This is a genomic window from Escherichia sp. E4930 (assembly GCF_005845405.1).
GTDB lineage: Bacteria > Pseudomonadota > Gammaproteobacteria > Enterobacterales > Enterobacteriaceae > Escherichia.
On record NZ_VCDZ01000024.1, the window covers coordinates 1 to 15,048 of the forward strand.

Genomic DNA, 15,048 nt, shown 5'->3' on the forward strand with positions numbered 1-15,048 from the left:
TGATTGCCGGATGCGGCGTAAACGCCTTATCCGGCCTACATTCGGCAACAGTTGTAGGCCTGATAAGACGCGACAGCGGCGCATCAGGCATTGATTGCCGGATGCGGCGTAAACGCCTTATCCGGCCTACATCTGGCAACGGCTGTAGGCCTGATAAGACGCGACAGCGGCGCATCAGGCATTGATTGCCGGATGCGGTGCAAGCACCTTATCCGGCCTACATTCGGCAAGGGTTACTCGAGCGTTAACCTTCTCCCATAAGGGAGCGGGAATTAAAACAATCCCTACATTACCTCTGGAGAATCTGTGATGAATGGTACGATTTATCAGCGGATAGAAGACAATGCGCATTTCAGGGAGTTAGTCGAAAAACGGCAACGGTTTGCCACCATCCTGTCGATTATTATGCTGGCAGTTTATATCAGCTTTATTTTACTGATCGCCTTCGCGCCCGGCTGGCTGGGCACCCCGCTGAATCCGAACACCAGCGTTACACGCGGTATTCCCGTTGGCGTTGGGGTCATTGTTATCTCCTTTGTTCTCACTGGTATCTACATCTGGCGGGCGAACGGCGAATTCGACCGTCTAAATAATGAAGTCCTGCATGAGGTACAAGCATCATGAAAAGAGTTCTGACGGCGCTTGCCGCCACACTCCCTTTCGCAGCTAACGCCGCGGATGCTATTAGCGGGGCCGTAGAGCGCCAGCCAACGAACTGGCAGGCGATTATTATGTTCCTGATTTTCGTCGTGTTCACGCTCGGCATTACCTACTGGGCGTCAAAACGCGTACGTTCTCGTAATGACTACTACACCGCAGGCGGCAATATCACTGGCTTCCAGAACGGGCTGGCGATTGCCGGGGACTATATGTCTGCCGCCTCATTTTTGGGGATCTCCGCGCTGGTGTTTACTTCCGGCTATGACGGGCTGATCTACTCGCTGGGCTTCCTGGTGGGCTGGCCAATCATTCTGTTCCTGATTGCTGAACGTCTGCGTAACCTGGGCCGCTATACCTTTGCGGATGTGGCTTCTTACCGCCTGAAACAAGGGCCGATTCGTATTCTTTCGGCTTGTGGTTCTCTGGTGGTGGTGGCGCTTTACCTTATCGCCCAGATGGTCGGCGCCGGTAAATTGATTGAACTGCTGTTTGGCCTTAACTATCACATTGCCGTGGTACTGGTCGGCGTGCTGATGATGATGTACGTTCTGTTCGGCGGCATGCTGGCGACCACCTGGGTACAGATTATCAAAGCCGTTCTGTTGCTGTTCGGTGCCAGCTTTATGGCCTTTATGGTGATGAAACACGTCGGCTTTAGCTTCAACAATCTGTTCAGCGAAGCGATGGCGGTACACCCAAAAGGTGTCGACATCATGAAACCGGGCGGACTGGTGAAAGATCCGATCTCCGCGCTCTCTCTGGGGCTTGGATTGATGTTTGGTACGGCTGGCTTGCCGCATATTCTGATGCGCTTCTTTACGGTCAGCGATGCCCGCGAAGCACGTAAGAGCGTGTTCTACGCCACCGGATTTATGGGCTACTTCTACATCCTGACCTTTATTATCGGCTTTGGCGCGATCATGCTGGTCGGTGCAAATCCGGAATATAAAGACGCGGCGGGCCATCTGATTGGTGGTAACAACATGGCGGCAGTTCACCTGGCCAATGCGGTGGGCGGCAACCTGTTCCTCGGCTTTATTTCAGCGGTTGCTTTCGCCACTATCCTCGCGGTGGTTGCGGGTCTGACGCTGGCAGGCGCTTCCGCGGTTTCTCACGACCTGTACGCCAACGTCTTCAAAAAAGGCGCGACCGAACGTGAAGAGCTGCGAGTATCGAAAATCACCGTGCTGATCCTCGGCGTGATTGCCATTATCCTCGGCGTGCTGTTTGAGAATCAGAACATCGCGTTCATGGTGGGCCTGGCGTTTGCCATCGCCGCGAGCTGCAACTTCCCAATCATTCTGCTTTCCATGTACTGGTCGAAGTTGACTACTCGTGGCGCAATGATGGGCGGCTGGTTAGGGCTGATTACTGCTGTGGTGCTGATGATCCTCGGCCCAACGATTTGGGTACAGATCCTCGGTCACGAAAAAGCCATCTTCCCGTACGAATACCCGGCGCTGTTCTCAATCAGCGTGGCATTCCTCGGCATCTGGTTCTTCTCGGCAACCGATAATTCAGCGGAAGGGGCGCGCGAGCGTGAACTGTTCCGTGCGCAATTTATCCGTTCACAGACCGGCTTTGGCGTTGAGCAGGGCCGCGCGCATTAATCTCCACGAACCTCTGGTCACCTGACCAACGGTAAAAAGGTGCGATGTACTGCACCTTTTTACCGATTACACCGCCAAAGCGTTATTGGTTCTCTTCAATTAACAACGCTTCCAGCAGATCGAGATCGTGTAGCAACTTTTGCAGCGTTTCGTTGCTGATCTCCCGCGTGGCGCGCAGGTGATAAAGTTCCGCACGTTCAGAACGCAACGCCGCCAGACGGAAGCGACGCTCCAGATTCTCTTCCTGGACAGAACTTTCAACGTCGTTTCGGCCGTCGGCGCGACGACGCAGGTTACCGATGACGCGAGAGCTGACTTCGGTAAGCAGCTGGTTGTCGATATTCTCTTCAGTGTCCGCCGCCAGTCGCTCTTCCATTTTCTGGATCGCCACAATCGCCACTTCTGCCGTTGCCGCGCGCGCAATGCGTTCCTCTTTCAGCTGCTGAGAATGATCTGCGACTTCAATGTGTTGCAGCAGAACAGGCAGCATTACCACGCCAACAAACAGCGAGAAGAGAATGACGCCAGCCGCCAGAAACACCAGCTCATAACGCGCCGGGAAGACGTTGCCATCCGGCAACAGCAGCGGAATAGAGAGCACACCAGCCAGGGTGATAGCCCCGCGAACCCCGGCAAAAGACGCGATAAGAATTTCTCGTGTGGTCCACGAACCAAACTCCATCGGTTTCTTCTTCAGGAAGCGGTTACTGAACTTTTTCATCGTCCACAGCCAGCCGAAACGGACCAGCATGAGCGCTGCGTAAATCAAGATGATGTCGGTAAACAGCATCCAGATTTCGACGTTCGGGTCGATCTCTGCCGCCATCAGCGACGTCTCCAGAATGCCCGGCAGTTGCAGGCCCAACAGCAAGAACACCATGCCGTTAAAGACAAACTCCAGCATCGCCCAGGTGCTGTTCGCACGCAGACGCATCGCCAGCGGCGCACGGCGCATCACGCCTGAACGGGTAATGGTCATCCCGGCAGCAACTGCCGCAAGGATACCGGAAACGCCAATATGTTCGGCAATCAGATAAGAGGCGAACGGCAGCAGGAACAGCAGAACGATCTGCGTCGCGGGTTCATCGCCGCCCCAGCGGCTCAGGAAGCGCAGCGAGCGACCATATAGCCAGCTCACCACAAACCCCGCGAGAATACCGCCGATCGCGACTTTCATAAATTCGACCGTCGCACCGCCAACAGTGAAGATCATGGTCCCCATCGCGACTGCCACGGCAAACTTCAGCGACACCAGGCCTGAGGCGTCATTCATCAACGCTTCGCCCTGCAAAATGCCCATGATTTTTTTCGGTATTCGCCCTTCGCCAACAATCCCGGAGAGCGCCACGGCATCGGTCGGAGAGAGCACCGCCGCCAGCGCAAAGGCCGGAATTAGCGGAATGCCTGGCACCACCCAATAAATGAGGAAGCCAATGCCGACTACGGTGACTACCACCAGCGCCAGCGCAAGACCGAAGATCTCCCGACCATGTTCGAGAAATTCACGAGTCGGCGTTTTCCAGCCATCAGCAAACAGCAGCGGCGGGATAAACAAAACTAAAAAGAGTTCAGGATCAAACTCCACATGCAAACCAAACGTCGGCCACGCCAGTAGCGCACCAATGGCGATTTGCATAAGCGGAAGCGGGATCTGAAAGGGCATGACACGAGTGACCACCCCGGACAGCGAAACCACGAGGGTCATTATCAGTATGGTAAAGAAGATTTCCATGCGTTCCCTGTTTGCGATGTTTTATGGTTTGAGAAAGGCGCTATGCCTGAATTCTCAGTTTTTTCAGAATATCGCAAAAGCTCACACAATGTACGGAGAAAATAAAAACGGGCAGCCATTGCCACCCGTTTTCAGAATCTTATTAAAGATTAGATAGCCCAGCCACCCGCGTAGAAGGTCACCAGCGCCGCGGCGATAACAACCGTACCAATGTTCAGCTTACGCCATTCGCCAGAAACCAGACGCCCAATAACCAGGGTAGCGAAACCGATCATAATGCCGGTCACGATATTACAGGTCAGTACAATGAATACCGCCGTCACCAGCCCCGCCATCGCATCGACAAAATCAGCAAAGTCGATTTTCGCCACGTTGCTCAACATCAGCAGGCCAACATACATCAGCGCCGGAGCCGTTGCGTAACCTGGAACAAGGTAAGAGAGCGGAGAGAGGAACAGAATCAGCAGGAACAGCACGCCAACGGTGATTGCCGTCAGACCGGTTTTACCACCCGCTGCCGTACCCGCCGCAGACTCGATGTATACCGCAGCCGGAGCCGCCCCCACCAGGCCTGAGAAAACGCTGCTCAGGGAGTCGGTGGTCAGCGCTTTGCCGCCATCAATGATCTGCCCGTCTTTATCCAGCAGGTTCGCCTGACCGGCGACTGCACGGATGGTTCCGGTCGCATCAAAGACCGCCGTCATCACCAACGCCAGTACGCTCGGCAGTACCACCGGATTCAGCGCGCCCATAATGTCCAGGCTACCAATCAGCGAGTTACCATTTTCATCGCTCAATGACGGCATAGCGAAAACGCCGGAGAAATGAACGTTAGGATCGAAGATCAGGCCCACAATCGAGATACCGATAATGGTCAGCAGAATGCCGCCCGGCACTTTCAGTTTTTCCAGACCGACGATCACCGCCAGACCTACCAGCGACATAATAACCGGGAAGGTGGCGAAATCACCCAGCGCAACCGGCAGACCGTCGAGCGGATTTTTAATGACCAGGCCAACACCATTCGCAGCAATCAGCAGCAGGAACAGGCCGATACCAATCCCCGTACCGTGCGCCACACCGTGTGGCAAGTTGCGCAAAATCCAGCTACGGATACCCGTTGCAGAAATGACTGTAAACAGCACCCCCATCAGGAACACGGCGCCCAGCGCGACCGGAACGCTAATATGCTGCCCCAGCACCAGGCTGAATGCAGTAAATGCGGTCAGGGAGATGGCGCAACCGATAGCCAGCGGCAAATTGGCCCACAGCCCCATCGCGATAGAACCAATTCCGGCAACCAGACAGGTCGCAACGAAAACTGCTGCTGGTGGGAAGCCCGCTTTACCCAGCATGCCCGGAACGACGATGACCGAGTAGACCATCGCCAGAAACGTTGTTAACCCGGCAACCACTTCCTGACGGACAGTGCTTCCACGTTGTGAAATTTTAAACCAGGCGTCGAGTGAACCGCCGGTACGCGCTGATGGCGTAGACATAGAAAACATCCCCTGAGAGTTTATTTTTCGTCAAGATGCGTGGCGGACAATCCCCTGCCAGCGAAACGTTATCTTCCTGCTCCAGGTTTGCGACAATGTGGGGCGTCGCAAAAAAGCAAACGTTTAGCTCCGCGCATACAAAACGGGTGGTAAAAAAAAGCAAACGATTATCCGGCGATCATAGCGGCTTTTTCAACCGAAGTTTGCTGCTTTTTTCCCTTTTCTTGTATTGACGATTAAAAACCAGGCAATTGATGCGCAAACGTTATCGTCGATGCGCAAAATTACGGCATTTGTAGGTAGCTTGTAGCAAAGGGTTGCAGTAAAAAATCGTGCAAGATGGCAAAAATATTGCGGCTAAAAAACGTCTTTTTGCACTGGCGAAGATACGGAGGCGGCATACAATTAAACTATCAACACCAACCGGAACCTCCACCACGTGCTCGAATGAGGTGTGTTGACGTCGGGGGAAACCCTCCTGTGTACCAGCGGGATAGAGTGAAAGACAAAGACCGGAAACAAACTAAAGCGCCCTTGTGGCGCTTTAGTTTTGCTCGTCTTCCAGCAAACGCGCGCCAGTACCTTCTTCCCCTAAGCGGTCGCCCGGGTTACGCAACGGGCAGTCGCTACGCGAAAGGCAGCCGCAGCCAATACAACCGTCCAGTTCATCTCGCAGAGCCACTAAGGTATGAATGCGCCGATCTAATTCTTCTCGCCATTGCGAAGAAAGCTGCTTCCACTCTTTGGCGCTTAATGTATGCCCTTCAGGCAACACACCAAATGCTTCACCAATAGTCGCCAATGGAATGCCAATACGTTGAGCAATCTTGATAATCGCCACATATCGCAACACATCACGCTTATATCGTCGCTGATTGCCGCTATTTCGAATACTGGTAATCAGCCCTTTGCTCTCATAGAAATGCAGTGCAGATACCGCTACCCCACTGCGTTTCGCCACTTCGCCTGGGGTGAGCAAGGCTTTAATGCGGGGTAATTTCTTTTCCATAAATCGCTTTACCTCAAGTTAACTTGAGGAATTATACTCCCCAACAGATGAATTAACGAACTGAACACTGAAAAGAGGCAGATTTATGTCCCATCAGAAAATTATTCAGGATCTTATCGCATGGATTGACGAGCATATTGACCAGCCACTGAACATTGATGTCGTCGCAAAAAAATCAGGTTATTCAAAGTGGTACTTACAGCGGATGTTCCGCACGGTAACGCACCAGACACTTGGTGATTACATTCGTCAACGCCGCCTGTTACTGGCTGCCGTTGAGTTGCGCACCACCGAGCGCCCTATTTTTGATATCGCAATGGATCTTGGGTATGTCTCGCAGCAGACCTTTTCCCGCGTTTTCCGTCGGCAGTTTGATCGCACTCCCAGCGATTATCGCCACCGTATCTAGAATTATTGCCCGCACATTAACTCATGTGCGGGTAATTTCCCTGTCCATTCCATAAACATTTGCGGCGGCATCGCCTTTGCAAAATACCAGCCCTGGCAATAACGCACGCCGCGTTTGCGCAGCCAATTAACCTGCTCCGACGTTTCTACCCCTTCCGCTATCGTTTTTAGCCCCAGACTGTGCGCCAGTTCAATGATGTGTTCCGCAATCAAATGGCTGGTTTTGTGCGTGGTCAGCGTCTCAACAAACGATTTATCGATTTTCAAAATATCGATATTCAATGAATTAAGGTTGTGTAAGTTGGAGTAGCCAATACCGAAGTCATCAATCGCAACTTCATAACCGGCCTGACGGAAAGCATGAATAATCGGCGTCATTTTGGTGACATCAAGAAACGCATGTTCAGTAACTTCAAATTTAATTTGCTGCGGACGCACCGCGTATTGCTCTATTTTCTGATTGGTTCGCGCAATTAAACGCGATGTATGAAAGTCGGAGGCCGACAGGTTAATAGAAACATAGCGATCGGCATGTGTTGCCAGATACGCCCCCAGATCGCTGAATACATTATCAATAACATAATCAGTGACTAACTCAATCATCCCCTCTTTTTCCGCCAATGGGATAAACTCTGCCGGACTCATCACTTGCCCCTGACCACCTGGCCAACGTAGCAACGCTTCAGCGCCAATACATTTTTCTGTTTTGATATCGATAATTGGCTGGTAATAAAGACAAAGCTGTCTTTTTTCGAGGGCGCGTTGCAATTTGCGTTTGGGTGACTGGTACTCCTGGCTAATCCGCAACCAGAGTAACAGTAGTACCAGACTGCAAAAAATACCTGCGGGCAAAGCAAAGATAAGATGATTATAAAAATGAGCGATAAGACGTTTATTTGAAGTGGCAACAATGGCCGCTATTGGGCGTTTTGTTGAATGTACCATTGCATACAAATGACCATTTCGTTGCACCGTTAAATCATTCAGATGAATTAACGGAGTAAACGTTTCAGCCGAGGCCTGGTTGCTTAACGAAAAAAAGGTTTTCGTCACCGTATCATACACGCCCCATTGCAGCGTCGGATCGTCAGATATCACCTCGCTCCAGAATAAAGGATTGATGACCGCCACATAATTACCCCGCTGCATATAAGTCATTTTATAACCGGAGAAAAAAGGGGTATCGCGGTAATAATAGATAGAAATGTCAGGGTCACGCTTATAATCCGCGGGGGCAATTATATATCCGTCAGCGGGAGCGATAAGCGAAGAACATAAAAAACGGTTATCCTGGGCATATATCAGTTCATTGATATAAAGATAGCCACGAATAATATTCAACATTCGCTTCTGATGATCCGGAGTGCAAACTTGCCCCTGATAGCGTTCCGCTTCATCGCTCGCTGAATCTGCCTGTTGAATGACCAGCTCGGATTTATCCAGCGCCAGTTGGGCAAAGACACGAAGCTGATTGTTCACTTCTGATTTTGCCCAAATGAAGGCAATCCATAGTGACAGGATGATGGGAAGAAGTGCTACAAAGATAATGCCCGGCAACGCCAGCAATTTGTGTCGTGCACGATGACTCATTTCTATCAATTCCCTGTCTGGTTATAGCTGGTCATTGCAAGGTGAAAACCCTGGCCACCGACGACGTTAGATAAATCTTACGGTATAAATAGCACTTTTGCCTGATTTGAAATTGATACCTTTATAATCGTTGTTTTAATAAAAATAACACGCTGATATCAAAAAGAATTTACTAAAAAATGCGGGTCAGTCAGGAATGTACGATATTTTGTATTTCCACGACGCCACTGAAAAACCACAAAATAAGCACGCTAATAAAAATAGTGACTCTATCTGGCTAACAAACAACCAATTGTGATATAGTTCACAAAAATAATGAAACACACTAATTGTTTCATTTTGGTATTTTGTAAGCCCCATGATAGCCAGAGTGCATCACACCTCCCGTGAACAACACCGTGCTGTCCAGGGCATCGGTTATTTTCAGAGGAAATGTTCGATGGCTACCCTCACCACTGGCGTGGTTCTTCTTCGCTGGCAGCTTCTTAGCGCCGTACTGATGTTTATGGCAAGTACGCTCAACATCCGTTTTCGGCGGTCTGATTACGTAGGGCTCGCGGTGATCAGTAGTGGCCTGGGCGTTATTTCCGCCTGCTGGTTCGCGATGGGACTGCTCGGAATCACAATGATGGATATTGCCGCAATCTGGCACAATATTGAGTCGGTAATAGTGGAAGCCACAAATCAGGCACCGCCACAATGGCCGATGATTTTGGTGTGATATGCAGAAGCCTCCATTATGGAGGCTTCTTTTTTATCCCTGGCAGATGCGTTAATCATCTACCTTAAAACAATATAATCTATTGTTTTAAAACAAAATCAGAATGGGATATCGTCATCGAAATCCATCGGCGGCTCGTTAGACGGCGCTGCCGGAGCGGACTGCTGCGGGCGAGACTGCGCGCCGCCGCTGAACTGATTGCCACCCTGCGGCTGCTGAGGCTGGCCCCAACCGCCCTGCGGCTGACCGCCACCGACGTTACCGCCTGCCGGTGCACCACCGCCCTGACGGCCACCCAGCATCTGCATGGTGCCGCCAACGTTCACCACCACTTCCGTGGTGTAGCGATCCTGACCGGATTGATCGGTCCATTTGCGGGTACGCAGCTGACCTTCGATATAAACCTGGGAACCTTTACGCAGATATTCGCTGGCCACTTCAGCCAGTTTGCCGAACAGCACAACGCGGTGCCATTCAGTCTGCTCTTTCATCTCGCCGGTCGCTTTATCACGCCAGGATTCGGAAGTAGCCAGCGTAATGTTGGCAACTGCGCCACCATTTGGCATGTAGCGTACTTCCGGGTCCTGACCCAGATTACCAACGAGAATAACCTTGTTTACGCCTCTGCTGGCCATGTTCATGTCTCCTGAAAAAAAAACGTTCTAATAAGTGTAAACGCGCGATTGTAGCATTACCAATAGCGGTTTTACTATGTTGTGACCTCGGTTCCGCTAAACAATTCTGGTCAAACATTGTTACATAGCGCTCTGGGTTTTGCATTCCAACACTGTATATTCATTCAGGTCATTCTGTGTCATAATTAACCGTTTGTGATCGCCGGTAGCACCATGCCACCGGGCAAAAAAGCGTTTAATCCGGGAAAGGTGAATGGATAAGATCGAAGTTCGGGGCGCCCGCACCCATAATCTAAAAAACATCAACCTCGTTATCCCCCGCGACAAACTCATTGTCGTGACCGGGCTTTCGGGTTCTGGCAAATCCTCGCTCGCTTTCGACACCTTATATGCCGAAGGGCAGCGTCGTTACGTTGAATCCCTTTCCGCCTACGCGCGGCAATTTCTGTCACTGATGGAAAAGCCGGATGTCGACCATATTGAGGGGCTTTCTCCTGCCATCTCCATTGAACAGAAATCGACGTCTCATAACCCGCGCTCTACGGTGGGGACAATCACCGAAATCCACGACTATTTGCGTCTGCTGTACGCTCGCGTCGGTGAGCCGCGCTGCCCGGACCACGATGTTCCGCTGGCGGCGCAAACCGTCAGCCAGATGGTGGATAACGTGCTGTCGCAGCCGGAAGGCAAACGTCTGATGCTGCTGGCGCCGATTATTAAAGAGCGCAAAGGCGAACACACGAAAACGCTGGAGAATCTGGCAAGTCAGGGCTACATCCGTGCGCGTATAGATGGCGAAGTCTGCGATCTTTCCGATCCCCCGAAACTGGAACTGCAAAAGAAACACACCATTGAAGTGGTTATTGATCGTTTCAAAGTACGCGACGATCTCACCCAACGTCTGGCTGAGTCGTTTGAAACGGCGCTGGAGCTTTCTGGCGGTACGGCGGTCGTCGCTGATATGGACGATCCAAAAGCGGAAGAGCTGCTTTTCTCCGCCAACTTCGCCTGTCCGATTTGCGGCTACAGTATGCGTGAACTGGAACCGCGTCTGTTTTCATTTAACAACCCGGCGGGGGCCTGCCCAACCTGTGACGGCCTCGGCGTACAGCAATATTTCGATCCTGACCGTGTGATCCAAAACCCGGAACTGTCGCTGGCAGGTGGTGCGATCCGTGGCTGGGATCGCCGCAACTTCTATTACTTCCAGATGCTGAAATCGCTGGCAGACCACTATAAGTTCGACGTCGAAGCGCCGTGGGGCAGCCTGAGCGCGAACGTGCATAAAGTGGTGTTGTACGGTTCTGGCAAAGAAAATATTGAATTCAAATACATGAACGATCGTGGCGATACCTCCATTCGTCGTCATCCGTTCGAAGGCGTGCTGCATAATATGGAGCGCCGTTATAAAGAGACGGAATCCAGCGCGGTACGCGAAGAGTTAGCCAAGTTTATCAGCAATCGCCCGTGTACAAGCTGCGACGGAACACGTCTGCGTCGGGAAGCGCGCCACGTGTATGTCGAGAATACGCCGCTGCCTGCTATCTCCGACATGAGCATTGGTCATGCGATGGAGTTTTTCAACAATCTCAAACTCGCTGGTCAGCGGGCGAAGATTGCGGAAAAAATCCTCAAAGAGATCGGCGATCGCCTGAAATTCCTCGTTAACGTCGGCCTGAATTACCTGACGCTTTCCCGCTCGGCAGAAACGCTTTCTGGCGGTGAAGCCCAGCGTATCCGTCTGGCGAGCCAGATTGGTGCGGGCCTGGTTGGTGTGATGTACGTGCTGGACGAACCGTCTATCGGCCTGCACCAGCGCGATAACGAACGCCTGCTGGGTACGCTTATCCACCTGCGCGATCTCGGTAATACCGTGATTGTGGTGGAGCACGACGAAGACGCTATTCGCGCCGCTGACCATGTGATCGACATTGGCCCGGGCGCTGGTGTACACGGTGGTGAAGTGGTCGCGGAAGGTCCACTGGAAGCGATTATGGCGGTGCCGGAGTCGTTGACCGGGCAGTACATGAGCGGCAAACGCAAGATTGAAGTGCCGAAGAAACGCGTTCCGGCGGATCCAGAAAAAGTGTTGAAGCTGACAGGCGCGCGTGGCAACAACCTGAAAGACGTAACGCTGACACTGCCAGTCGGTCTGTTTACCTGCATTACAGGTGTTTCAGGTTCCGGTAAATCGACGCTAATTAACGACACACTGTTCCCGATTGCCCAACGTCAGTTGAATGGTGCGACCATCGCCGAACCGGCACCGTATCGCGATATTCAGGGACTGGAGCATTTCGATAAAGTCATCGATATCGACCAAAGCCCGATTGGTCGTACTCCGCGTTCTAACCCGGCGACCTATACCGGCGTGTTTACGCCTGTACGTGAATTGTTTGCGGGCGTACCGGAATCCCGCGCGCGCGGTTATACGCCAGGACGTTTCAGCTTTAACGTCCGTGGCGGTCGTTGCGAAGCCTGTCAGGGCGATGGCGTGATCAAAGTGGAGATGCACTTCCTGCCGGATATTTACGTACCGTGCGACCAGTGCAAAGGTAAACGTTATAACCGTGAAACGCTGGAGATTAAGTACAAAGGCAAAACCATCCACGAAGTGTTGGATATGACCATCGAAGAAGCGCGTGAGTTCTTCGATGCCGTACCGGCGCTGGCACGTAAGCTGCAAACGTTGATGGATGTTGGCCTGACGTATATCCGCCTCGGGCAGTCCGCAACCACGCTTTCCGGCGGTGAAGCCCAGCGCGTGAAGCTGGCGCGTGAGCTGTCAAAACGCGGCACCGGGCAGACACTGTATATTCTCGACGAGCCGACTACCGGCCTGCACTTCGCCGATATTCAGCAACTGCTCGACGTGCTGCATAAACTGCGCGATCAGGGCAACACCATTGTGGTGATTGAGCACAATCTCGACGTGATCAAAACCGCTGACTGGATTGTCGACCTGGGACCAGAAGGCGGCAGTGGCGGCGGCGAAATCCTCGTCTCCGGTACGCCAGAAACCGTCGCGGAGTGCGAAGCATCACACACGGCACGCTTCCTCAAGCCGATGCTGTAATCGTTAAGGCCGCTTTCTGAGCGGCCTCAGATTATTAACAAAGTGCGCTTTGTTCTTGCCGGATGCGGTGTGAACGCCTTATCCGGCCTACAAAAACATGCAATTTCAATATATTGCAGGGATTGCGTAGGCCTGATAAGCGTAGCGCATCAGGCAATTTTGCGTTTGTCATCATTCTCAGGCCGCTTGCTGAACGGTCTTTTCCTTTCAGAGTTGCACCAGCAATTTACGTTTTTCTTCCGGCAGCAAATTCACCGCCTGCTGATACGACGCATCGACCAGATAATAGATTTGCGAATCTGGCAACGAGCCGTCGAGATATACGGTGCTCCAGTGCGCTTTGTTCAGATGCCGACTGGGACGAACATCGCTATGCTGCTGTCGCAAAAGCTCGGCCAGCGCAGGGCTGGTTTTCAGCGAAACCGCTGGGCGATTTTCCACTTCTTTCACCATCGCAAACAGCACATCTTCCACTTTGATTTGCGTTGCTTTCCAGTCACTATGCACACTCTGTTCTGCGCCTGGTTTTGCCATGCAATATTGTAGCAACTCCGAAATGGTCATTTTTTACTCCCCTTGTAGTGTCGCGATAATGCGACGCGAACCGCCGTGGATGCGATGTTCCCCAAGCCATATTCCCTGCCAGGTGCCGGTCTGAATACGCCCCTGATGCACTGGCAATACGAGCGATACCCCCAGCATCGAGGATTTGATATGAGAAGGCATATCGTCTGCCCCTTCATAGTCATGCTCATAGTTTCCGTTGTCGGGAACGGTGCGTAGGAAAAAACGCTCCATGTCATAGCGTACTGTGGGGTCGCAATTCTCATTAAGTGTCAGAGAGGCGGAAGTGTGTTGCAGCAACAGGTGCAGTAAACCGACATTAACACGCGGCATATCAGCTAGTTGAGTCAGGATTTCATCCGTTACCAAATGAAACCCACGAGATTTAGCGCTAAGCGTGAGCGTCTTTTGAAACCACATGTGCTGCTCCTTGATAAAACTCTCTTAATCAGTTTGCAGCAAGACAGCGAAAGGATAAAGGTGCGATTAAAAAAACAGCATTCGGGAGAGTCAGGCGCTCTCCCGACTTATCAGTATTCTGAATTGATGATCACCTCTTCATCGAATGCACCCGCTTGTGGCAAGGGTTTGTAGGTAGAGTTAGAGGCTCGCAGAATGCGGATGCCACGGATGCCAACATCACGCGCAGCGGTAATATCGTTATCGGAATCACCATAAAAAATTCGGATATTTTTATCCTGTAGCCACTGCGTTTTTGTATTTTGTTCTGCTTTATCGCCCGCAAAAATCACCGGGTTCATACTGGTTGCAGGAATGTGAAAGTCATCAGCTAGCGTTTTTGACACTGTTTCAGTTTTCGTAGGGCTACGACCTGTCACAAAGAAAATGGTGTCGCCACGGCGGACATGCATATCAATTAGCTGACGCGCGACCTCTTTTGGAATACTGAATTCATCCCAACCGTTGTTCATCTTTTCCCAGAATGCCGGGTTTTTTAGATAATCTTCGCTTTCTGGCGAGAACGTTTTTTTGCCGCGCCAGAATCCAGGGCTGGAAAACAGAACAGTGTCATCAATATCAAACCCTACTGCCATCTGTGGACGTCCTGCCAGACTGTTTTCAATTTGGGCGACTGAAACCCAATGAATTGGCGCCTGTTCAGCGAGTTTGGCTACGTTAGTACCCGGATTAAGCGGTGAAGGTGATGAGGCCAGGGCAACAGCGGAACTGTTTAGAGCGAACAATAAGCAAACGGCACTCAATGCCTGTGTGATCTTGCGCATATTTTTCCCTAAATAGTCAGTAAGTTAAAACTTTTTATTGTGAGATTTGTTGAAAAAACCATCTGACCATAACGCCAGCAGCGGGGGAAAGAAAGGATTATCTGCGGTTTTGTTAGAGAAAGGGAGCAGGATCACATGAGAGAAGTTCGTGTTTTTTAATAGCTTAATGTCTAGCCGTGGCGTAGGTATATCCATTTTGTCCGTGGTTAATATCGCTTACCAGAAGTGAGCGGCTTTATATGAGGGGTAGAATATTTCCTTCTCTCTATTCTCAATGATACTAATTATATCAACGAGTTA

General features: G+C 51.5%; 13 protein-coding genes and 1 pseudogene. 6 read left to right on the forward strand and 8 right to left on the reverse strand.

Annotated features, from left to right (window positions below; genetic code table 11):
• Positions 1-309: 309 nt before the first annotated feature.
• Entirely contained in the window at positions 310-624 is a 315-nt protein-coding gene (locus FFT88_RS20915; RefSeq protein ID WP_001337746.1) for a DUF485 domain-containing protein, read from the forward strand.
• Positions 621-2,270, forward strand: a complete 1,650-nt coding sequence (actP, locus tag FFT88_RS20920) for a cation/acetate symporter ActP (RefSeq protein WP_000832550.1) — start codon at positions 621-623, stop codon at positions 2,268-2,270. Before FFT88_RS20915 ends, actP begins: the two co-directional genes overlap by 4 nt.
• A gap of 82 nt (positions 2,271-2,352) precedes the next feature.
• On the opposite strand, the gene FFT88_RS20925 is transcribed toward actP, so the two are convergent.
• The 3 genes from FFT88_RS20925 to soxR form a co-directional block, all read right to left on the reverse strand.
• Positions 2,353-4,002, reverse strand: coding sequence for a Na+/H+ antiporter (locus FFT88_RS20925; RefSeq protein ID WP_130205832.1), 1,650 nt, complete (start codon positions 4,000-4,002; stop codon positions 2,353-2,355).
• Positions 4,003-4,151: 149 nt separating this feature from the next.
• Positions 4,152-5,501, reverse strand: a complete 1,350-nt coding sequence (gene ghxP / locus FFT88_RS20930; protein ID WP_130205830.1) for a guanine/hypoxanthine transporter GhxP — start codon at positions 5,499-5,501, stop codon at positions 4,152-4,154.
• A gap of 544 nt (positions 5,502-6,045) precedes the next feature.
• Complete coding sequence (gene soxR / locus FFT88_RS20935; RefSeq protein ID WP_000412428.1) at positions 6,046-6,510, reverse strand: redox-sensitive transcriptional activator SoxR; 465 nt, start codon at positions 6,508-6,510, stop codon at positions 6,046-6,048.
• An 85-nt stretch (positions 6,511-6,595) separates the two neighbouring features.
• Here soxR and soxS point away from each other — a divergent pair, with 85 nt between their 5' ends.
• The gene (soxS, locus tag FFT88_RS20940) at positions 6,596-6,919 is read left to right on the forward strand and encodes a superoxide response transcriptional regulator SoxS (protein WP_000019357.1); all 324 of its coding nucleotides are present in this window, start codon (positions 6,596-6,598) and stop codon (positions 6,917-6,919) included.
• A gap of 2 nt (positions 6,920-6,921) precedes the next feature.
• On the opposite strand, the gene FFT88_RS20945 is transcribed toward soxS, so the two are convergent.
• Positions 6,922-8,508, reverse strand: coding sequence for an EAL domain-containing protein (locus FFT88_RS20945; RefSeq protein WP_130218561.1), 1,587 nt, complete (start codon positions 8,506-8,508; stop codon positions 6,922-6,924).
• A gap of 439 nt (positions 8,509-8,947) precedes the next feature.
• Between FFT88_RS20945 and FFT88_RS20950 the strand changes: the two genes are divergently transcribed.
• The gene (locus FFT88_RS20950) at positions 8,948-9,229 is read left to right on the forward strand and encodes a YjcB family protein (protein WP_135385191.1); all 282 of its coding nucleotides are present in this window, start codon (positions 8,948-8,950) and stop codon (positions 9,227-9,229) included.
• 98 nt (positions 9,230-9,327) lie between these two features.
• Here the strand turns inward: FFT88_RS20950 and ssb1 are convergent, their stop codons facing one another.
• Positions 9,328-9,864, reverse strand: coding sequence for a single-stranded DNA-binding protein SSB1 (gene ssb1, locus FFT88_RS20955; RefSeq protein ID WP_000168309.1), 537 nt, complete (start codon positions 9,862-9,864; stop codon positions 9,328-9,330).
• A 253-nt stretch (positions 9,865-10,117) separates the two neighbouring features.
• Here ssb1 and uvrA point away from each other — a divergent pair, with 253 nt between their 5' ends.
• Together uvrA and FFT88_RS25870 are read left to right on the forward strand one after the other, a co-directional pair.
• Positions 10,118-12,940: an excinuclease ABC subunit UvrA gene (gene uvrA, locus FFT88_RS20965; RefSeq protein ID WP_130205822.1), complete on the forward strand. Its 2,823-nt coding sequence runs from the start codon at positions 10,118-10,120 to the stop codon at positions 12,938-12,940.
• A gap of 48 nt (positions 12,941-12,988) precedes the next feature.
• Positions 12,989-13,096 (forward strand): annotated as a pseudogene (locus FFT88_RS25870) (hypothetical protein); the annotation flags it as partial.
• Positions 13,097-13,147: 51 nt separating this feature from the next.
• On the opposite strand, the gene FFT88_RS20970 reads toward FFT88_RS25870, so the two are convergent.
• From FFT88_RS20970 to aphA, 3 genes are all read right to left on the reverse strand, one after another.
• On the reverse strand, positions 13,148-13,504 hold the full coding sequence (locus FFT88_RS20970; protein WP_130218565.1) for an MmcQ/YjbR family DNA-binding protein: 357 nt from the start codon (positions 13,502-13,504) through the stop codon (positions 13,148-13,150).
• A gap of 3 nt (positions 13,505-13,507) precedes the next feature.
• Complete coding sequence (locus FFT88_RS20975) at positions 13,508-13,924, reverse strand: secondary thiamine-phosphate synthase enzyme YjbQ (RefSeq protein WP_130205818.1); 417 nt, start codon at positions 13,922-13,924, stop codon at positions 13,508-13,510.
• Between the two features lie 110 nt (positions 13,925-14,034).
• Entirely contained in the window at positions 14,035-14,748 is a 714-nt protein-coding gene (gene aphA, locus FFT88_RS20980; RefSeq protein WP_130224290.1) for an acid phosphatase AphA, read from the reverse strand.
• Positions 14,749-15,048: the final 300 nt, after the last annotated feature.